Annotated in this window: 26 protein-coding genes and 1 pseudogene; 23 read left to right on the top strand and 4 right to left on the bottom strand. The window is 44.9% G+C overall.

Annotated features, from left to right (window positions below; translation table 11 throughout):
• Positions 1-234 precede the first annotated feature (234 nt).
• From NYF15_RS08265 to NYF15_RS08250, 4 genes are read right to left on the bottom strand one after another with little or no spacing between them, the layout of a single operon-like run.
• Entirely contained in the window at positions 235-690 is a 456-nt protein-coding gene (locus NYF15_RS08265) for a hypothetical protein (protein ID WP_371353312.1), read from the bottom strand.
• On the bottom strand, positions 690-1,016 hold the full coding sequence (locus tag NYF15_RS08260) for a phage holin family protein (RefSeq protein WP_341803350.1): 327 nt from the start codon (positions 1,014-1,016) through the stop codon (positions 690-692). The genes NYF15_RS08265 and NYF15_RS08260 overlap by 1 nt, the downstream gene beginning before the upstream one ends.
• Positions 1,013-2,080: a phage portal protein gene (locus NYF15_RS08255; protein WP_371353311.1), complete on the bottom strand. Its 1,068-nt coding sequence runs from the start codon at positions 2,078-2,080 to the stop codon at positions 1,013-1,015. The genes NYF15_RS08260 and NYF15_RS08255 overlap by 4 nt, the downstream gene beginning before the upstream one ends.
• Positions 2,080-3,846, bottom strand: a complete 1,767-nt coding sequence (locus tag NYF15_RS08250) for a terminase large subunit domain-containing protein (protein ID WP_371353310.1) — start codon at positions 3,844-3,846, stop codon at positions 2,080-2,082. Before NYF15_RS08250 ends, NYF15_RS08255 begins: the two co-directional genes overlap by 1 nt.
• Positions 3,847-4,041: 195 nt before the next feature.
• On the opposite strand from NYF15_RS08250, the gene NYF15_RS08245 reads away from it, so the two are divergent.
• The 23 genes and pseudogenes from NYF15_RS08245 to NYF15_RS08135 form a co-directional block, all read left to right on the top strand.
• Complete coding sequence (locus tag NYF15_RS08245) at positions 4,042-4,932, top strand: GPO family capsid scaffolding protein (RefSeq protein ID WP_371353309.1); 891 nt, start codon at positions 4,042-4,044, stop codon at positions 4,930-4,932.
• A gap of 42 nt (positions 4,933-4,974) precedes the next feature.
• Positions 4,975-6,012 (top strand): phage major capsid protein, P2 family, encoded by a 1,038-nt coding sequence (locus NYF15_RS08240; protein WP_341803346.1) that lies wholly within the window; start codon positions 4,975-4,977, stop codon positions 6,010-6,012.
• Between the two features lie 80 nt (positions 6,013-6,092).
• Positions 6,093-6,839 (top strand): phage terminase small subunit, encoded by a 747-nt coding sequence (gene gpM, locus NYF15_RS08235; RefSeq protein ID WP_371353308.1) that lies wholly within the window; start codon positions 6,093-6,095, stop codon positions 6,837-6,839.
• A 117-nt stretch (positions 6,840-6,956) separates the two neighbouring features.
• On the top strand, positions 6,957-7,394 hold the full coding sequence (locus NYF15_RS08230; protein WP_371353307.1) for a phage head protein: 438 nt from the start codon (positions 6,957-6,959) through the stop codon (positions 7,392-7,394).
• Positions 7,391-7,864: a phage tail protein gene (locus tag NYF15_RS08225; protein WP_371353306.1), complete on the top strand. Its 474-nt coding sequence runs from the start codon at positions 7,391-7,393 to the stop codon at positions 7,862-7,864. Before NYF15_RS08230 ends, NYF15_RS08225 begins: the two co-directional genes overlap by 4 nt.
• Positions 7,857-8,489 (top strand): phage virion morphogenesis protein, encoded by a 633-nt coding sequence (locus NYF15_RS08220; protein ID WP_371353305.1) that lies wholly within the window; start codon positions 7,857-7,859, stop codon positions 8,487-8,489. The genes NYF15_RS08225 and NYF15_RS08220 overlap by 8 nt, the downstream gene beginning before the upstream one ends.
• 21 nt (positions 8,490-8,510) lie before the next feature.
• On the top strand, positions 8,511-9,617 hold the full coding sequence (locus tag NYF15_RS08215; protein ID WP_371353304.1) for a DUF2586 domain-containing protein: 1,107 nt from the start codon (positions 8,511-8,513) through the stop codon (positions 9,615-9,617).
• A gap of 5 nt (positions 9,618-9,622) precedes the next feature.
• Positions 9,623-10,072 (top strand): phage protein, encoded by a 450-nt coding sequence (locus tag NYF15_RS08210; RefSeq protein WP_341803340.1) that lies wholly within the window; start codon positions 9,623-9,625, stop codon positions 10,070-10,072.
• Positions 10,072-10,704, top strand: coding sequence for a hypothetical protein (locus tag NYF15_RS08205; RefSeq protein WP_371353303.1), 633 nt, complete (start codon positions 10,072-10,074; stop codon positions 10,702-10,704). The genes NYF15_RS08210 and NYF15_RS08205 overlap by 1 nt, the downstream gene beginning before the upstream one ends.
• Positions 10,694-10,981 carry a putative phage tail assembly chaperone gene (locus tag NYF15_RS08200; RefSeq protein ID WP_371353302.1) on the top strand — a complete coding sequence of 96 codons (288 nt, stop codon included), beginning with the start codon at positions 10,694-10,696 and terminating at the stop codon, positions 10,979-10,981. Before NYF15_RS08205 ends, NYF15_RS08200 begins: the two co-directional genes overlap by 11 nt.
• A gap of 20 nt (positions 10,982-11,001) precedes the next feature.
• The gene (locus NYF15_RS08195; RefSeq protein ID WP_371353301.1) at positions 11,002-11,148 is read left to right on the top strand and encodes a hypothetical protein; all 147 of its coding nucleotides are present in this window, start codon (positions 11,002-11,004) and stop codon (positions 11,146-11,148) included.
• Entirely contained in the window at positions 11,148-13,319 is a 2,172-nt protein-coding gene (locus NYF15_RS08190) for a phage tail tape measure protein (RefSeq protein WP_371353300.1), read from the top strand. Before NYF15_RS08195 ends, NYF15_RS08190 begins: the two co-directional genes overlap by 1 nt.
• Positions 13,319-13,624, top strand: a complete 306-nt coding sequence (locus NYF15_RS08185; RefSeq protein ID WP_341803336.1) for a DUF2590 family protein — start codon at positions 13,319-13,321, stop codon at positions 13,622-13,624. The genes NYF15_RS08190 and NYF15_RS08185 overlap by 1 nt, the downstream gene beginning before the upstream one ends.
• On the top strand, positions 13,624-14,775 hold the full coding sequence (locus NYF15_RS08180; RefSeq protein ID WP_371353299.1) for a baseplate J/gp47 family protein: 1,152 nt from the start codon (positions 13,624-13,626) through the stop codon (positions 14,773-14,775). The genes NYF15_RS08185 and NYF15_RS08180 overlap by 1 nt, the downstream gene beginning before the upstream one ends.
• Positions 14,768-15,292 (top strand): hypothetical protein, encoded by a 525-nt coding sequence (locus tag NYF15_RS08175; RefSeq protein ID WP_371353298.1) that lies wholly within the window; start codon positions 14,768-14,770, stop codon positions 15,290-15,292. Before NYF15_RS08180 ends, NYF15_RS08175 begins: the two co-directional genes overlap by 8 nt.
• Entirely contained in the window at positions 15,289-16,113 is an 825-nt protein-coding gene (locus NYF15_RS08170) for a phage tail protein (protein WP_371353297.1), read from the top strand. Before NYF15_RS08175 ends, NYF15_RS08170 begins: the two co-directional genes overlap by 4 nt.
• On the top strand, positions 16,114-17,127 hold the full coding sequence (locus NYF15_RS08165; RefSeq protein WP_371353296.1) for a hypothetical protein: 1,014 nt from the start codon (positions 16,114-16,116) through the stop codon (positions 17,125-17,127). It abuts the gene before it with no gap.
• 1 nt (position 17,128) lies between these two features.
• On the top strand, positions 17,129-17,650 hold the full coding sequence (locus tag NYF15_RS08160) for a hypothetical protein (protein WP_371353295.1): 522 nt from the start codon (positions 17,129-17,131) through the stop codon (positions 17,648-17,650).
• Positions 17,651-17,659: 9 nt separating this feature from the next.
• Positions 17,660-17,986 carry a DUF1353 domain-containing protein gene (locus tag NYF15_RS08155; RefSeq protein ID WP_371353294.1) on the top strand — a complete coding sequence of 109 codons (327 nt, stop codon included), beginning with the start codon at positions 17,660-17,662 and terminating at the stop codon, positions 17,984-17,986.
• 4 nt (positions 17,987-17,990) lie between these two features.
• Positions 17,991-18,689 (top strand): hypothetical protein, encoded by a 699-nt coding sequence (locus NYF15_RS08150; RefSeq protein ID WP_371353293.1) that lies wholly within the window; start codon positions 17,991-17,993, stop codon positions 18,687-18,689.
• On the top strand, positions 18,686-19,168 hold the full coding sequence (locus tag NYF15_RS08145) for a hypothetical protein (RefSeq protein WP_371353292.1): 483 nt from the start codon (positions 18,686-18,688) through the stop codon (positions 19,166-19,168). The genes NYF15_RS08150 and NYF15_RS08145 overlap by 4 nt, the downstream gene beginning before the upstream one ends.
• Positions 19,165-19,860: a hypothetical protein gene (locus NYF15_RS08140; RefSeq protein WP_371353291.1), complete on the top strand. Its 696-nt coding sequence runs from the start codon at positions 19,165-19,167 to the stop codon at positions 19,858-19,860. Before NYF15_RS08145 ends, NYF15_RS08140 begins: the two co-directional genes overlap by 4 nt.
• Positions 19,842-20,284, top strand: a pseudogene (locus NYF15_RS08135) (hypothetical protein); the annotation flags it as partial. The gene NYF15_RS08140 and the pseudogene NYF15_RS08135, both read left to right, overlap by 19 nt.

Raw genomic sequence — 20,284 nt, 5'->3', positions numbered from 1 at the left:
CTTTACATAAGTACAACAAGTCAAAGCCGTAAACCTTCCCCTTGGGCACACAAATGTAACGACAGTATATTGCATATAGCCATTTACGGCTTTAACTCATAAATGTCCAAAAACGTGTTTGAACGAACTTCCGCTGTTCGCTCACAACCGTCTGTCAGGTGAAATTTAAACCTATTCATTAAAACTGTAAGCTCAGATATGAGCTACTATAATTAAAGCTTGAGGCGCTAGCTCCTAACTAGCGCTTTTCTTACTATTACTGCGACCACCCCAAAACGCCCTAAATAATCTCATTAACCCAAGCGTTGAAACGGCAATCCCCACTATCACAAACTCAAAGTACCAGGGCGCACCTTTATAGCCCATAGCTTGCCAACCTTTTTGCATATACGGTTGCATTGCTGGTATGAAGTGACAGATGAATAAACCCAAAAAGAATAAAATAATGATTTCATCCATAAAGGTTTTGTCGCGGTTCTTCAGCACAAGTAAGTCATAATCAGCATCATTTTGCTCCGCTTGCATACAACGCTTTGCCTTTGCTTCAAACTGCGCAATTTTAAAATTGTTTTCGGCGCGCGCGACGTCTGCGGCCATTTCAGCCGCAATACGTTTACGCTCAACATAGCCGCCGGTTAAATCGGCTATTGGGTCTGTAATAAATGCGATGAGTGTTTTAAGCCAGCCCATTATTTGATCCCCCTAATTAATTTAATAAAGGCTTTTGGGTCTTTACTGAATGACTTGATCACTTTGTCGAGCCCTTCCAATAAGTGCGGTGCAGCATAGGCCGTTACACCAATCACACCCGTTTTTAAACTTTCATCAAAACCTCGCCATTCACAAAACATGGCGGCTAAGTAGGCTGCAAATATCGCAATCAGTACGCTCATAAAGTAATGAAAAAACGTGAACTGTCGTTTGCTTAAATACATTTGGATAGTGGCTGCTAAGAAACTCAACATAAATAATCGCCCCCATTGTTTAATAAATTCAATGATGTCTAACCAGCTCATGCGCTTTCCTTTGTTGTTGGGTTTAAGTCTGAATACTCAGGCTCTTTAAATTCAATATGCTGTGCAGCGGGTAAGTAGTTATTAATACCCAGTACGTCTTGCTGAAGCGGTACCACTTCATTGTTGTAATAAGCGCGGGTGATTTTGTCTAAATCACCAAAGCCAGGGCTATCACCAGATGATTGCCCGCTGAGTGCTTCTTGTGCGCGGTGCATGCTGAGCATGTCGTTTAGGGTTATTTTTTTGATGCGCTCAAATTCGTCTTTAGTGGATATATCACCGACAGGCGTTATCTTTATCGCCTTTTCAGCATCGGCTTTGTTGCTGCGGAAATTAAAATACAGGCTTTGAAAGTTACCCACGCCTTTTGAATTTCGAATCGCTTCTTTTAGTGCAGCTTCGTCTTTTTCACTTAAGTTTGGATCTGCCATGGAGAAGATAAAGCCCATGTGCGCACCGTTTTTGTAATAACGGCGCCTAAATAAAGTGGCATCTTCATTGAGTAGTGCAGACTGAATACCGCCATAATATTGCGGAATGCCATAAATACCTTGCGCAGGGTCGTACTCTTTTACGTGAATGACTTCGCCAGCCTTGAAATAAATAGGTTGGTGAGTGCGGTTGCTAAGCTGGGCGTAGACACCACGCGTCTTGGTATAACGCATCGTCAATGCGGGTAAATGGCGCAGCCTAATCACTTGCCCAAACGCATTACGAATAATCTGCAAGTAGGCGTTACCACTCCAAAGTAAATCAAACGCAAATTTGCTTAGTGCTTGGTGGCTCAACAATGGGTTTGGTTTATACCACTTTAAGATCATGTTGCGCTTAAAGTAGAGTATGGGCCCATGCTGAGCATTCACTCTGAGCAGTTTCACCAAACCTTGCAAACTAATAGGCGGTGCATAAATACCGTTGCTATCACTAAACACACCAATGTAATCAGTGAGTCGATTATCTAAGCACGGCTCAGGGTCGCCAAAACTAAAGGTATCGGTTACGGCTGTTCGTTGGCTGTAGTTCGGCAATTGGCCGTTACTGACTTGTAATCGTGGTTTACTCATTAAGCTGCAATTCCTACAGAGGTTTGGCGGCTGTGGGCATTGCCGTCCAATGGTTCAAATTTCATAGCATGCATAATTGCCCAAGCAATATCGGCATGGCCTGTGGTGGCTGTGCGGTTGGTGGCATACGTGATCTGGTCGCCAGACACTTTACGGCGAATATTAATAAATGAGCTGGCAATGTTTACCGCGTCTTGGTCAAACTCAAAGCGGCGGTTTTTAATCACGTTAATGGCTTTAATAACCAGCTGGTTCTTGATTATTGGGTTGTAATGAATAGGCTCAGCGTTCGGGAAAAACTTAGTGATCATTTCCCACACGCCATAACCAATCCCAGTGGTATCAACGCCAATATGTTGTACGTTGTATTTTTCAGTGAGTAACTTTATCTCTGCGGCCATGGCTTCAAAGTCATTACCGCTTAAATCGATTGCTTCAAGCAGGCGGAACTTTTCACCTGGTTTCATTGGGCAGCTTAATACTGCCACACTGGCTTTATCACCAAAGCGGGCGGGGTCAAAACCAATCACCACCGGTTTTAACGCAAAAGGGCGCTCCCATTCTAAATTGAAGTCATCCCATTTAGTTGAATCAACCACACACGCCATGATTTGGTTCAGGTTAAAGGCGCTGTGTGCATCATCAATAAACTTACACATAAACAAGTTATTAAACTCGTCTGTGCTGTATTCGTTTTCAAGTACGCCAATATCAATGCGGTCAAAGCCTGAATTAACCACATCATGTACAGTGAGCATTTGGCGCCAAATACCGTCGTCACACAACATGCCATCTTTCAGCGCTGTGTGGCTTACATCAATTTCAAATTCAGGATCGTTACAGGCTTTTGTTTTGCGGTACCACTTACCATTCCAATGATCATACGCTTCATGGCTGGTAACTGAAGGCGTACTAAAATAGGTAATACGTAAATGCTTGTGCGTGGCCATGGCTTGTGCAAGGCCGCGTAATGTTTTGTATTTTGGTATCCAAAATACTTCATCGATGTATAAGTCGCCGCTTTCCGATTGTGCCGTTCGTGCGTTGGTCGATTTAAAAATAAGCTTAACCGTTTTACCACCTTTAAGGTTTAACACCATTGGTGAGCCGGTTAATTCAATATTAAAGTGTTCACGTACTAGCGCGACAATATTTGCTTTAAATACTTCGGCTTGGTCGCGGCTCGCTGATATAAAAATCTTGTTCCGGCCGTTAACCACTGCATCGTAAAATGCTTCAAAGGCAAAGTAGAAGGTTGCCCCAATTTGGCGTGGCTTTAATATGAATCGGCTGCGGTGATCTTGATTCTCAAACCAATGCTTTTGGTGTGGGTAAAGTAGTTTGTCTTTAAGCTCATTAAGCATGTCAACGGTAATGCCAGAGCAATCGTTTTTCTTTTTCGACTTTTTATTGCTGCCATTACTTTGTTGGTTTGGCGCATCATCATTAATGGCACGTTGCTTAGGGGCAGGGGCAAGTTTACTTTTATTCAGTGCGCATAATTGGCGCGTGCAAAAGTCGAGCTCTTTGTAGTCCGCTTCGGTTTTGTTGTCTTTATCAGCCAGCAGGTTTATGCGCTTGCTAAAGGCCATTTCAGCGTTATAGCTTGGACACATGTCCTCCCATTTGCCCGCCTCAGCCCAGCGGCGAACACTACGCGCACTTGGCATGTCATCCAGGTCGGCAATTTCATCCACCGTGTAACCTTCAACCACATACAAGTCTTGTGCTTTTTTGCGTATTTCTGGTCCGTAGTTCGCCTTCATAATGCACCGCGTTTAATAATCCATAGCGGCAGTGTATTCGTTATAAAGCGTGTGATCTGTCAGTTAAAAACCTATCAATTCCTAAAAGCTAAATATAGGAATTTCAAAAAGTTAAACCGTTGGAAAGGTGTAAAAAGAGGGTGCAAACTGCAAGCAACTTTAAAGCAAAACGCTCAACCAACAAAGGTTTTATTTATGCCAGGTCAACTACGTACAAAACCACTTTCCATTGCTGCGGTAGGCATGACAGTTGATGGTCGTGAAATCACAGAGCAAGACGTAGCCGACATTGTAGAAACCTACAACCCGCGCAAATATGGCGCACGTATCAACCTTGATCATGAATTCAATTGGTCGGGCTGGGCAGCTAAAAACCTACACAACGTTGATATAGCAGGCATGTTGGGCGATGTGTTGAGCGTTGAAGCATACGAAAACGAAGAAGGTGTGGTGTGCTTATATGCGGTGCTTGCACCAAATCAAAGCTTTGTTGAGCTAAACAAAGCCGATCAAGCGGTGTACTTCAGCATTGAAATAAACCGTGACTTTATGGGCTCGGGCAAAACCTACCTAACAGGCCTTGCTGTCACCGATTACCCAGCGAGTTGCTACACAGACCGTATTAACTTTAGCAGTAAGAGTAAGTCAGACGACAAGGACGTCGCCTTATTAAAAGTCGAGTTAGGGGCATGCGAACCCGTCGATGATGAACCCACTAAAAAACCCTTTTTTAAACGACTATTTTCATTCAATCAGGAAGAACCCGATATGAAACCAGAAGACTTAGCCACCGCATTAAAAGATGCACTGGGCACACCGCTTGCCGAATTCAGCCAAAAGCTAGACGGCTTTTCAACAAAGCTTGATTCATTCTCAACCACCAAAGTGGAAGGCGAAGAAACACCGCCTGAAGATGGCGAAAGCACTCAAGTAGCTGAGCTAAAAGAAGAGCTATCCACAACGAAAAAACTGCTTACAGAACTGACAGACAAGTTTGAAAAAGCAGTAAACGCACCTGCGGGTAATACCACCGACGCCGACGATGAACCCGAAGGCGACGAAGGTAAATACAGCCAGTTGCTGTAATCACACGGATTGAACGTAACCAATTTAAACGCAGGAAAGAACATGAAGACAAGAACCAGAGAATTATTTGTTGCCATTATGGCAGGCATGGCCGTTAACTATGGCGTGGCATCAATGTCAGAGCAATTTAACGTTGAGCCAACTGTAGAGCAACGCCTTTATGACGCAGTGTATGAATCGTCTGAATTCTTACAGATGATTAATACCGCACCGGTTGATGACCTAGTCGGTCAATCGGTGATCATGAGTGTTGACGGTGGTGTGACGGGTCGTGCTGGTGTTGAAACCGACGACACCAAAGAGCGTAAAACCCGCGATGTATCGAAGCTCGATAAACGCGAATATCGCTGTTACCCAACTGAATGTGACATTCATATCACATGGGTGAAAATGGATCAGTGGTCGAAGTTCCCTGATTTCCATGAACGCTACCGTAACCACGTTCGCCAGGCGATTGCACTGGATATCATCAAAATCGGTTGGAATGGTACGCATGCCGCTGATACCACGGATATTGTGGCATACCCAATGATGAATGACGTCAACATTGGTTGGTTGCAATTACTTCGTCGTGATGCACCAGAGCGTGTTGTGACCGAAGGTGTAACAGTGAATGAAATCCGTATTGGTGCAGGCGGCGACTATGAAAACCTCGATCAAGCAGTGCATGACGCATTGCAAGGTATTCCAGAGCATAAACGTGCCAACATGGTGGCGATTATCGGTGATGAACTACTCGCACACGATAAAAATAAGCTGTACGCCAAACAAGCACACACACCAAGCGAAAAGACAAAAATTGAGCTTCAACAGGTCATTGAAACCTATGGGGGCTTGGCGAGTTACAAAATTCCTTTTTTCCCCGCACGCGGCATCTTAGTCACCAGCTTTGACAACCTAAGTCATTACGTGCAAACAGGTTCAACCCGTACGAGCGTTGAAAATAACGCGAAGAAAAAACGTGTTGAAGACTATCTGTCACGTAACGATTGCTACTACGTCGAAGACTTAGAAAAAGCGATTTACTTTGAATCAGCCAATGTGAAGTTACCAAATCAAGCAGGTGACGGCTGGGTTTAGTTTACTAACAGCAGCAATTGCCGCCCTTTTTTCCAAGTTTCAGGGCGGCTCTTTTTAACCAACTAGTAGAGTGTTTTTAAATGAGCTTAGTTAAAAAATCATTAGCCAAAACAGCAAACAGCGTACCAAATAGCACTGACACAAAGGCGCCAACAGCAGCGGTTGAAGCCGTTCAAGCTAATACGCCAGTAACCGACAATGAGCAAAAAGAGTACCCGTTTTTTGTAGCGGCCATCGAGTCTGACTTAGCTCAACTAAAAACATTTAGCGATATTGCAGATAAAGCCAGTTATAAGTCAGAAGCCCTAAAGCGTAATGACTATCTAGGCTATATCAACCGCTATCGCCTAAGCGGCCAAAACCACCCCAACACCGTGTTGGCATGGGTATTTATTTGGCTAGTAGATTTAAAACGCTGGGATGCAGTGCTAGGGCTATTGCCATTGATGGTTGAACAAAAGCAGCCATTACCCACGGTGTTTAATACCAAACATTGGCCTGCGTTCGTTATCGATCAGTTGTACGACGATGCCAACTTTTACTTATCAGAATCAAAACATGATGGGTTATTTGAAATCAGTTTTGTACTGCATCGCTTAATCAAGATCGTGAAAAACCAAAACTGGACAGGTTTAGAAGTCGTGGGCGGCAAGCTCTACGCCATCACCGCTAAGGTCGATGCGTCATTACACAATTACGGCTTTGCTGCGATTTTTGCTGAGCAGGCCCTCGCCATTAACGATGGTGCAGGTGTAAAGGGGCTATTAAAAGATCTGCAAAAGTTACTAAAACAAAGCGAGCCAGAAAAAGCGGCAGACGCTGACTAGCTCCATCGCCGGTGGGCAACTTAGCACAGCGTTTGCATTGCTTGCTTAACGCATGTGACTAAGTGGCGCCCACACCCAATTTAATTGTCATGTGAATGGTCTAGTGAAAGGTGTGTGATGAATTTAAGCGGTATGCCACAGGCAGATTTACAAAGCGTCAATGTTGAAGTGCCAGGCAATGGCTATTATCCAGCACTCGGCACGGCTCACTTTATTGAGCATTACGCGGTTGCCAGCGAGTACGCGAATAAACCTGATCTGCTCGTTGAAAAACTCACCCGTGCTCAAGCAGAAATAAACCAAGAGCTAGACGGTGTTCAACTGACCAATAGCGAACCGCTTAACGCGCAACAAGTGATTTTTTACTGTGATGCTGTGTACAGCAAAGCCAAAGCAAATTTGCTGGTATCAAAGCTTGGCAATACACACCGTGATAACGCGACAGCACAGAGCCAATCAGCGGTTGATAATCATGAACATTGGCAACGCGAGAGTATTAACGCTTTGCGTTTATTGCAGTCGCTCAGCGTGAACTTGTCGGTTGAATTGCTATGAGCCAAAGCAAAATAGCAATGCTTAAACAGCATTTAGTTAGCGCTGTGTATCAGGGTCACAAATTAGCCCTTGATACCCAGTTTGATAGTTGGATTGAAGGCGGACGCATTGAGCCCTGTAGCAAAACAATAAATGGAAACGGGTTATTAGCCGCACGTTTTTATTACTCAGGGGTGATCAGTATAAACCCGTGCTCAGCGCCAGCAGCATTGATTTGTGCCTTTGCCTCGTTTTGGCTGCAAAACAATGGCGGTAAATACGACAGCCGCGACCTTGAATTCAGTGCTGATGTGAATGATGACAACAGCAATGAAGTTGAATTGATGATTGAACAGCTATGTGAAGAGATTGAGCTTGTTCAAACAGAGAACGGCCCGTTTGAATTAGACGGCATACGTTATGACTTTGGTGAACAAAGCGTGTGGATTGCTGAAGAGTTTACATTGCTAGGGCAAATAAGCCGTGCTTAACGTCAAATTTGACGAGGGGCAAAGTAAAGAGCAGCTCGCGTTTTTACGCCTTAGCCCAAACAAGCGCCGCAATTTAATACGCGGTGCAATTCGCGCGGCAAACCGAAGTAGTAAAACGCGGATCACTGAACAACAAGACTTGATGGGGAAGCGCTGGCAAGGCAGGGCAAACGGCAGAAAAAAGAAAATGCTCACCAAGCTTAAGCGTCGCATGAAAGTGCGGTACGGACCTGATAGCGGCCGTGTGTACTTTAATCACACACGCACTGCAAAGATAGCCCGCGCCCATCAAGAAGGGGTCAGCCTTGATGTAGAAAAACAATCAAGTGCTGGCAATCAAACTAAAGATGGGCCAGCAACAAAAAACCTCGCCCGTGCATTAATTGCGGCGGGTTACACAATCCCACGGGGGAAAGGTAAAGGCACGAAACGGCCTACGATAATCTGGATAACCGAGCATTTAAGTAAAAACCAAGCAGGGTTTTTACTGCGCGAATTAAAGGGCAGCTCAAGTAAGAGCAGTTGGCAGATTGATTTGCCTGCCCGCTCATTTTTAGGGCAGACCGCCTCTGAGCAAAAAGAGCAGCAGAGTTTTATTTTAAACAAAGCTATGCAAGTGGCGTAGCGCAGCAAATAAGGAACGACCATGGCACAAGGTAAAGTATCCGTTGCAGCCAGACAAACAGGCAGTGGCGCTACGAAAGAAGTGGAGCGCAGCGTGTTATTCATTGGCGAAGGGCCAGAGAGTAACGGCAAAATTCTACCTATTAATGCACAAAGTGATTTTGACAGTGAATTTGGTGAAGCCGATTCGCCATTAAAAACACAAGTAAAAGCATGGCAGCGTAACGGTGATGATTTGGTCAGTGGCTATGCCATTGCTCATGCTGTTGGTGCGAACATTATGACGCTCATTGATAAAGCGATGGACCAAGACGTCAGTCCTGAAATCATCGTGATTTGTACGCCTGTTACAGGCAAAGCCGACATTGAAAGTTACCAGGCTAAAGCCCTCGAAATCTTATCAAGTCTTGCAAGACGGGTTCATATTCTTGTTGCTGCGCCAGGTCTTGCCGCAGAGCAAACATGGTCTGATTTAGTAACCGCGCTTCAACCGTTGACAGATGGGGTGGTTGCCCCACGTGTGGCGGTGGTGCCATTGCTATTTGGTGATGAACTCGGCGCGGTAACAGGGCGCTTGTGTAAACGCTCAGTCACGATTGCAGATAGCCCAATGCGTGTACTGACGGGTGCCATGTCTTTGATGCCACTACCAGAAGATGCCGAAGGCAAACCACTCACCAATGCAACCACGGCAGCACTGGATGCACAGCGCTTTAGTTGCACTCAGTTTTATGCTGATTTTGATGGTGTGTACTTTGGTGATGTGAACACCCTTGATGCGGAAGGTGGCGATTTTCAACAAATTGAAAATGGTCGCATTGTTGATATGGCCGCGCGGGCTGTTCGCATCATTGCGATTCAAAACATTAAGAACCGCCGCTTAAACAACAGCCCCAGTGGCACTGAATTTGGCAAGCGCGTGATGAGTAAACCATTACGCGAAATGAGTAAGTCAGTGAACATTGGTGCAGATAAGTTCCCAGGTCTCATTGAACCGCCGAAAGAAGACAGCATTAGCATTACATGGCTGAGCGCTAAGCAAATTCAAATAATGATGAAAATCACGCCGTATGATTCACCAAGTGAAATCCTCGTCGGCATCATGTTAGACCGCCAAGATCAGGAGTAAGGCACATGCAAAAAGTATTAGGTGGTAAAGATTTTGATGTGTTCATTGGTTCGTCAATGGTGCACGTAATAGAAGCACAGGTAAAAATCACCGATGGCCGAAAACCTAAAACCGTGCGTGGTGTGCCTAAAGGCTACATTGATGGCCCAGTGTCAGCGGAAGTAACCCTAAAGCTTGATCATGAGAACTGGCTAATTGTGCAATCACAAGCAGAAAAAGCGGGAAGCTGGAAGGGGATTGAGCCGTTTGATGTGGCATTCAATGCTGAGGTATCAGCAGGGAAAAAGAATATTGAGGCATTTGGTTGTTTACCGCAACTAGAAGACTTGCTTGATCTGAAAGCGGAAGGAGGCGACGAAGACGTCACCTCGATTAAGTGCCCTGTGACGAGTCCTGATTTTATCAAAATCAATGGTGTGCCGTATCTAACCGCTGATGAAGTGAGAGATCTGTAATGACTAAAGCCATTCGCAATCTATCTGTTACAGCGTTACTTAATACATTACAAGCATGTGGCTACCGTGTGTTTGAAGGTGAATTAAACCTAAACATTATTGGTATTCGCCATGCAAACACCCGTGCCAATACGTTTAATGATGCGATTTGTGTGCTGTATCAACAAGGTGGTGAGTGGCAATTAAACCAGTTTAAAGCCACTACAGACGCAGGCCTTTACTGGCGTAAACACCCGATGAACGTAGACGGTACTGCCGTGCTAGTTGCAGGACAGCATAAAAGCTTATGGACGTTGGGTTATCACCAGGGCAAATACCGCGCCCTTGTACAACATAAACCCGTTGTTGTCTTGCGTGACAACAATAAAGACACCGAGTTAGACACGGACGTCACACCAGAGGCGCAACTACAGCAAGGTTATTTTGGCATTAACTGCCACCGCGCAAACAGTAAAACCACATCAACCCAAGTTGATAAGTGGTCTGCCGGTTGCCAGGTGTTTGCAAATCCAAATGACTTTGACGAGTTCATTGCCTTGTGTGAGCAATCCGCTGCCAAGTATGGCCCTTATTTTACCTACACGCTGCTAGACCAAGCAGATATTAAAGAGAGTATTGATCATGGCGTTTGAAAAGAAAATTACCGTTGAGACTTCGAAAGGTGAAATCACCTTTAACATTAACGCTAACGACTACAACAAGTATTTAAATGCAACGCAGCCCAATAACAAAGTGCAACCGGCAACCAACTTTTTGTTAGACACCGTCATTGAAAGTCATGTAGCGAAGCTTAAAGAGTTAGTGCAAGAGCCTGGTGCGCCATTGTTCTTAGTGGGGGCGGTGGTTGAAGAGTATCAACCAGAGTTTAATTTCAAAGTAAAAAAATCGAAAGCCGAGCCAAGCAAATAGGCAAAAACAGACTTGATCAGTTGTTGGCGTATCACGCTAAATACTTTGGCGTGATCCCCCCAACGGATGAAAGCTTGGCACAGGCTCTTTACTTATACACCAGTGAACAAGAGAACTTAGCAATAGCCGTAAACAACGGTATTTGTACAGCAATAGGCGGCGATTAATGGCAACCCTCAGCAAGTTAGATAAGCTCACTTATTCAATCGGCATCATTGATAAAGTCACTGGGCCGGTTAATAAAGTCATGGCTAAAATTAACCAGCTGAGCAGCCAAGCACGAGCTTCGCAAGATCAAATGATGCGCGGTGCAACAACGGCTGTCGCGGGCGGTTTTGCGCTGGCTCGTTCTTTAAATCCCGCCATTGATCATGTGGCCGCATTGGGTGAAGTACAATCATTGGGTGTTGCCGATGATGCGCTACAAAAACTGACTAAAACCTCCTATGAGTTTGGCTTTCAATTTGGCGGTAACTCCGCAGAGTTTGTGCGAAGCGCTTATGACATTCAGTCTGCGATTGCGGGCTTAAATGGTGATGAATTATCTGAGTTTACGAAAACATCAAACATGCTCGCTGTGGCGACCAAAGCGGACGCGTCAACAATCACCAGCTACATGGGCACCATGTACGGTATTTTTGAGCAAACCGCCAATAAAATGGGGAAGGCCAATTGGGTAAATCAAATTGCAGGCCAAACAGCGACAGCGGTACAACTATATAAAACCACCGGTGCTGAAATGCAAGCCGCATTTGCCAACCTTGGGGCAACGGCAACCAATATTGGCTTAAGCTCAGCACAGCAATTTGCCTTAGTGGGTGAATTACAGCTGGTTGCTAAATCAGGCTCGGTGGCAGGCACGCAAGCCGCCTCGTTACTACAGGGCATTGGCAAAGCACAAGACGCACTGGGCATTAAACTGACCGCTGATAATGGTGATATGTTGGCGATTGATGTGGTGTTAGGGCGTATCAATGAACGCTTATCCTCATTGGGTTCTGTACAACGCGGTGATGTGTTGACACAAATCTTTGGTAAGCAGGGCGCGAAAGCAATCGACGTACTGAGTACCAAAGTTGATAAGCTCAAAGCAGGCATTAACACCTTTGAAAATGTACAAGATGCGTCAAAAGCCGCGGAAATGGCAAACATTATTGCCAGCCCGTGGGATCGTTTAGTCGGTTCGTTTAATGCCGCAGCCACCGCGGTAGGCAATCGTTTACTACCTGTGGTTGAACCATTTGTTGAACAACTCGCCGCTGGCTTTGCATATATCGTTTCCCTGACTGAGCGCTTTCCTGTTTTATCCAGTGTGATAGCAACGGCTGTGGTGGGCATTATTGCGCTGATCACCGTGTATGGGTTGGTTATTTTCACAATGGGCCTTTATCGCATGGCGCTTGTATCAACCGCTGCACTCACCAGTGGTTTAACCTTACTGACTAAGCTTTGGCAAGGGGCGTTGATTGCTTTACGTGTACTGGGATTCTTATCACTTATTGCGACAGTCGCCGCTGCATCGATTGCGTTTGGTGCGTTTAAAACCGTGATGTTGGCAGGTAAAGCCGCCACATGGTTATTTAATGCTGCACTGTGGGCAAACCCTGTTACATGGGTTGTTGCAGGTATTATCGCATTGGTTGCCGCCGTGGCTGCGCTGATTTATTACTGGGATGATCTTGTTGCCGCATTCCAAAACACGGCATGGGGTCAAGCACTCATGCAAGCATTTGTGAATGTGAAAGCATCGTTTGATTACGTGATTGACAGTGTTAAGTGGTTACTTGAAAAGCTTGGTCTTATTGATGATACCGAAGCAAAAATAAGAACAGAAGCGGTATCAGCCTATGAAAGCATTGATCGCAGCCAACCAAAAAACTTAGTTATGCAGCATGCGGATCAGGCCTATAGCCGCGACTATGGCAAACGCATTATTGATAATGCCGCTGCTATACCTAATCGTACCGTTACGAATAACTATGCTTCAGCTAACCATTTTACTAACGCTGCTAATTCGCCTGTATTTGATGCAAAACAAGCCGAGTTATCTGGCCTGAACAGTCATATTAGCCAAACAGTAGCAAAAACAGATCAGGCAGTTACTAACGCAGTACACACCAATGCTAACAGCGTTGAGCAACTGAGTACCCAACAACACAGTAAAAGCTATAAGCCAAGTGTGAAAAAGTCAGCGTATTTGCAAAGCCTAGCAACAAGTAACAACACAGACAATTCGCGTCAAACGGATAACAGTAAACGTGTCTACATCGATAATTTAACGGTTAAGTCTGAAGACCCATTAAACAGTATTGAAACAATGATGGAGCTTACAGGCTAATGACAACTATCAATATTGATTTAAACATTGTTGATCAGGACTTGGCCCTTGATAGCTTTGCCGTGCCTAGCCAGCTAACGAATAGCGATGTGATTGCACAGGATATTAAGCACCGCATTATTGAAAGCGGCAAACTGGTTGAGCTCATTGGCCTTCGTAATAACAACATCGTTGCCAAAATTTTAACGGAGATAGAGTTGATAGTGGAGCAAGATCAGCGTTTGAAGCCAGGCACCATCAAAGTGATAAAGCAGCTGACAGGTGAAATTAGTGTCACCGCTCACACGATTGAGGGGGCCATTTAATGGACTACACCACGTTATTTAAGCAAGAGCTTCAAGCCGCGGGCATTCCTGTCACGGATGAAGAACTGCACGCACTGTGGCAAAAGCATGTTGAGCAAGGTGAGTTTTCGGTTAACAACACAAGCACGTTTAGCCCGTTTTTTCGTTTGCAAAAATCCATCATGGTTGAGCCTGCACGACAGCTTATCGATAGCTTGATCACAAAGGTAATGCCTAATTCCTTTGTTATGCTTGCCAGTGATGAGTGGTTAGAGCAACACGGCGAATCGCGTAAAACCTTTAAGTTGCCTGCGGTAAAAGCAAAAGGACTGATTGAATTTACACGCACAGATACCGACACGGAATTAGTGATCCCCCAAGGCACAGTAATAGAGAGCTTACCGATCAACGGGCACGTATATCGTGTCGTGACGTTATTTGATCAAACCTTTGCTGCGGGAGAAGCAACACACACTGTGTCAGTCGAGGCTGAGCAGACAGGGCAAAGCTACAACTTAGCCGCGGGTTACTATGTACGTGTTATCTCAGATATTGAAAACCTCACAGCTACGAATAAGACTGATTGGCTAACCAGAGCAGGGCAAGACGTTGAAACAGATGATAACTATCGGTTGCGTATACGTGATGCATTTTCGTCTCTAGGCAGCTATCACGTTGATGCGGTGTATCGCTCTATTATTTCAACCTTTACGGGTATTTCAGTTGATAACATCGTATTTGAAAAGAACGCACCACGGGGGCCAGGTAGTGCAAATGCCTATGTGTATTTAGATGTAGGTGCAATCAGCACGGCTTTATTGAACCAAATTAACAATCACATTGCTGAAGGTAATCACGGCAGTGGCGATGATTTGCAGGTTTATGCAATTAACTATCAGCCCTTTGATATTGTCGCGAACTATCAACAACACCCCAATACCGCTGATCGTCGTGCCGACATTGAGCAGTTTATTCGTGCAGCATTCAGACAAAACGCGGCTTACAAGCATGTCACTCGATGTCGGCCCAACACATTATTTAGTTTTAGCCAGCTCGCCAGCGAATTACACGCAGAGTTTCGAGAGCTTAAGACAATCCGTTTCGACAATGCAGATATTAACTGCGAGCTATGGTTGCCGGCAATCAACAGTGTGGTGCTAACGAATGCATGATGAATTAGTACCGCAATTACCTAGTTGGTTGAGCGGCAAAGATGCAGAAGCACTGGCAAAGGTTGCGCAAAGTTACTGGCAGGAAGTTGAGAGCTATCTATTTTGGTGGCTTGAGCAGCAACACAGCGAAACAGCACAAACCGCTATTTTAGACTTGCTTGCATGGGAACGCTCTATCAATCGCCTACCTGGTGAATCAGCCGCACTTTATGGCTTGCGTGTAAAACATGCGTTTGCCAATGCCACTGATGCTGGCTCAAATGTTGGCATGGAGCGGATCTTTAAGCGTCTTGGTTTTGGTTATATCCAAGTGAATGAGCGCGTACCAGGCTTTGATTGGGATATGGTGGAAATTGCCATGTTAGAAGATGAGTTTAGCGGCAAAGAACAACTTGTTAATGAAGTCATCGAGCAGTATGGCAGAACATGCCGCCGCTACTTTTTAAGCGCGATGGCAACGGTCAATACAACCGATGCCATTGGCCTTGTGGAATATGATCAAGAGGTAACAGGGTGAGTCAATTACAAATAACCAATGCGGGCTTAGATTATCGCAACGCCGTATTCGCCGGTGATGAAGTACAAAACATTACGCATTTTGTGTTTGCGAATATTGATGGCCAAGACGAAACCGCGCCAATAGACCCAAACACGGTGATCCCAGCAAACATTGTGCACAGTGAACCTGTTAAAGCGGTATCGCGCATCGATGGTAATGCCGTGGTGATCAGTGCCGTGATGGGCTACGACGTCGGCGACTTTGACTATAACTGGTATGGCGCCGTTGCGACCAAGGCGAATAATGAGCAAATTCTTATCGCGGTGGTCACGACTGCACGACAAAGTAAAACAAAAACGAGTGCTGAGGTTTATGGAAACTACAGCGCGAAAAGCATTGTATGGCGAAGCCAAAACATTGCTGATGACTTAAATATCACGTTAAGCGCGTTGCCCTGGCAAGTGCAAGTGGGGGAGTTTGTTAGTAAGTCTGAATTTGATGTCCACACACATGCGCAATACCTAGAAAAAACAGACTACATCACTAATTTACCCTTTAAACCAGAGGGGCCAATCACTGTTTTTAATCGTTATTCGTTAAAAGCCGCAGAGTTCGCGGCGCCAATTACTCGTAAAGACGAAACCCAATTACAAGATGGGGATTGGTTTTCAGTTCGAGCAAGTAACGGTGAGCCAGTGTTAAAAATCGCAGAGGGCAAAGCAACAAAGTTTAAGCGTCTAGAAGATGGTGCGGTTGATGTGCAAGTGAACATCGTGGCTGATGATAAAAACGAGCGGGTGTTTGTTTATAACGCCGCAGATGATGTATGGGAGTTTTAAATGGATAGCATTGTTAAGCAGCGCAACGATGGGTTTAAAGCTGGGGAGTTCTTACATAGAACCACGCAGTTATTGCCATGGCCTGAAAATGAGCGTTTAGCATACATTTATGATGCAACAACAGCAGCGAGTTATACATTTGGCTCAGTTGCATCACGAACTTATCCAAACGTTTATGATGCGCTAGGTGGTTATATCGATATACATGCGACAGGGCTTCGGTATTACAACAAAGACGGCTCTATTCGATGGGTATTATTGAGAAACGACTTACCGCGAAATAATGTTTCATTTAAAGGAAGCGTTTCAATCATACATTTGATTGATGGTGTGCCGCACTTTATTGGCCTTGTTGATGAAAATAGCTCTAGTTATCACAGAATTGTAAAAGTTAACTTGATTGATATGACGGCAGTAGTGAGCCCTACTGCATACGAAAATACAGAGTTGATATCGAGTTTCGGTATACTTGAAGATGGCACTTTATACTGTACTCACTTGTATTCGAATAATACGCGAAGCGCATCAAAGCTGGTTGACTTAAATACCCTCACAAAAACGGATGACATACCAGAGGTCGGCATAGTGAGGCAGTTAAGAAGTAATCCAACTTCTACATCGACCGACAAAGATTTTTCAGGCATTGCGTTATTCAATGGTTCGTTATCGCTAATCGGTTCATCAATCGGTTCGTCAAGCAGTGGCGGCTACACATATGATATTTGCAGCATTTTATTTGGCATTAACCCTGACTTAGATATGACAACAGCAAAAGCAGGAAAGACGCCATTGCGTACCAGCCACTCCTTTGCAGTGAATATGTTTTCAGGAGGGCTTACGCAAGTATCAAAAGATCTATTTATGTCGGATATGCAAGAGCAACATGGTTACTTCGCTATGACTAACATCTCGAATAAATATTTCACTCGACAAGCATTAGAAGAGTGGGCGTCTAATTGTCTTTATGAAACAACAGGTTTTCGTATTCCGCTAAGTGCAAGCGAAGGAACATGACATGCAAGTTTTATTATTAATTCAATCAGGTGCTATCGCACCACAGCTCCCCGATAGTATCACGTTATTTAAGCAACAGAGTATCGTAGATATTGGTGGGAAGGCCTATTTCTTTGCTGATTATATTGGCTCTAAAGCGCTTGTCAGTGATCACAATGTTGATGATTACCTCGCCAGTCTGAATCCTGTTGAAACACAGTTAATCCCTGTCATTATCGATAATGTTGCAGGGCAGCTTGAGGGGTATGTAAACAACGAAAACGAATACACGGTGCCGCAATCAAGTGATGCGGTGATTGCGACAGGAAAATTAGCTATCCCTGATCGTAAATTCAAAGTGCCGTTTAAGCGCGTTGATACGGGCCGTGTTCAATTAATGCCTGCCGAAGTGGTAGATGGTGTATTCACCTTGCCACTTAAATTTGAAACCAATGGCGTGTGGATTGTTAACCAAGCGCTTATCAATACCGACTATGAGCAAGATATTTTTGAGCTAAAAGAACGTAAGTTCTCTGTCATTTAGGGTGTAGCTATGCAAGTAAAACTTAACTTTATCAGTGCAGGCAAAGCACAATTACTTGAGCCACTCAAAACTAAGTTTGGTGAGGTGCACCGGTTCTTTGTTACAGACGGGTTTACCTTACCTTGGTATGTGCGCTGGTTTCATAATCCCTTTGGTAAAGGCTTACCCGCGGCTATTTGGCATGATTACGCATTGAAAACAGGTCGTGAGAATGCACATTACGAGTTCTTTATTTTACTTACGTTCTACGGTGTACCTCGTTGGAAAGCATACCCTATGTGGTTTTTTGTGTGGGCTTACGGCTCGTTAAAGTCACTGCTTACGGTTTTTAGGTAACGCTATGGAACTACCAGCTTCGTTTAATACACAAAGCAGGGCGGCACTGAATGCTGCGTGCAAGAGCATTCATATCATTGCCCTAAACAGTTACCAAACGCCTAGCCTTATTACGGCAGCGGCGGGGAGTCAGTTACTTGCAAAAGCAATCAACGATGCAACAAGGCAGCAACGACCTAACGCATTCAATGCAGTCATACTTAGTTGCAGCGCCCCAAGTGCAGCTGGTTTATCTAGCAAGCTTACGGCCTTTAATGTCCTGTGTGCGCTGCCAGCCTTTACGCATGCGCAGCAACATGCGAGCAGCTTAGCAACCCTTGATACCGATAAAATGCGTCTGCCTACAACAGAGCAATCAATCGAGTGGCAGCATGTAAATGATTGCTGTGCATTGCCTGCGCTTGCTAATGCTTTTGTCGACAAAAGCAAGCAGCTGGTGAACGACGAAGGTGTGCAACTCATTACAGATATTAATGCGGCACTTACTGACACCGAGCAGTTAAAAGCTGCCCGTGATAATCGGCTAACTGAAACAACCTTTCAAGCGGGTGCAAACTTAACGGTAACGCATAGCAATGCACAAAGTGCGCGAGCACTTGCACAGCAAATTGAAACATTAGGTAATAACGACATGCATTGGGCTTACTGCGTGTTTGTTGGCAGTGGCGATAACATTCAAACAATTAAAGAGCTTTTTGCATGATCACGTTAAATGGCTGGCAAGTACCAGGTTATGAAATACGTATTAATTGTGGCATTAAGTTGCCAAGTGATGACTTGAGCGGGTTAGGTTCGTTTACCTTGTCGGGTGATAAAGGGGTTAAGCCAGGTGTGGTCACTATCAATACAAAAATTCCTTTTAAGGATCATGCTGAACTTGCTGAGTTAATCACACAGGCCAAAGCAACCGATGAAAATGGCGCTCGTCTACAGTACACCATTAACAGTGAAATCACAGAAGCGTACAAAATACGTAAAGCGAAGTTCAATGATGAAGTAAAAGCAGTTGAGCTTGAAGAGGTTAAAGCGTGGCAAGTCACGTTTAAGTTGCTTGAAGTCCTTTCAACCGCCGAGCGCAATCAGCAGCAAATTGATGGTAAGGCTAAAGAAAACAGCCAAACCCAAGCCGTTGATGGACACACCACAGTACAAGCTGCGTTTGAACAAAGTGAAGGGCCATGAGTAGTAACCGGCTAATTAAAGTGCTCACCATTGGTGGTGCACAGGTGACAAGCATTGTTAGTGATAATACACAGCTTGATTTGTTCAGCACTGGCCGTGCAAGCTTTGTTATTGTCGCAGAGCATGAGCCACAAGGGATTGTTGAGTTGCACATAGGCTACAGCATTGATGCTATGCAGCCGTATTTTTTAGGTGTGATTGAAGCAAAACATCAAAGCAATGGCCGCTGGTTTTTAACGTGCCGTGAATTGATCGGCGCCTTATCGTTTGCCCATAACTTTGCTATTCGTCATGCCACCTTTGCGAACGTGTGTGACGAGCTAAGTAAAACAGGTTTAGCGTTTGTTTATCCTGATGCAGATTACACACAAACCGCCGTGCCGGCATTTTATCACCATGGCACAGGGATTGAAGCGCTAAGGCAATGCGCTGATGTGTTCAGTATTCCTCAGTTTATATTTCAGCAGCGCCCTGATGGGAAGGTGTATGCAGGTAGCTGGCACGACTCACGCTGGGCAAACACTGAAATCACCGACTTTGAAGAACACCCAATTAAAGTAATAGCTTCAAACGCAGGTATGCTTATGGCAATCCCTAAGCTACGCCCTGGTATAAAGTTAAATGGGCGGTTTATTACTGAAGTAACATTACAAGATGATAGACAGGTGATCAGATGGTCAAAAACGCTATAAAGCGCTTAGTACTTCGATACTTTCCAGAACTTGGGCAACGTAAGCATTTACCCCAGCTCGCCCGCATTAAACGTATTTATGATTTGCCAAACAAAGCGATGATCAGCAGTGCCTTTAAGCCACTCAAAGGCGCTGATGTGCAATTGCTTAACCCTAAAACAGGCGAACCATTAGCGGTGCCTGTATTTCAGCAAGTCACATTAGGCACAGGCCAAGCCGCTGATCATGGTGTGTTAAACGAACCTGCACCAGGCATGCATTGCTTAATTCAATACATCGATGGACTGAACAGCCATCCAGTCATCACCAACTTATTACCTTGGCAAAGTTTGGTGCCAGAACACAAGCGCACCGATGTCACGCTACAACAAAGTAGCCGCAGCAAGTTACAAGGCCGCGATGGTCACTGGCATTTTTCAACGGA

The sequence above is a fragment of the Pseudoalteromonas sp. 68 DY56-GL68 genome, from assembly GCF_041414825.1.
Lineage (GTDB): Bacteria > Pseudomonadota > Gammaproteobacteria > Enterobacterales > Alteromonadaceae > Pseudoalteromonas.
The sequence above is the reverse complement of the archived record's forward strand: the minus strand, read 5'-3'. Positions and strand labels throughout refer to the sequence as shown.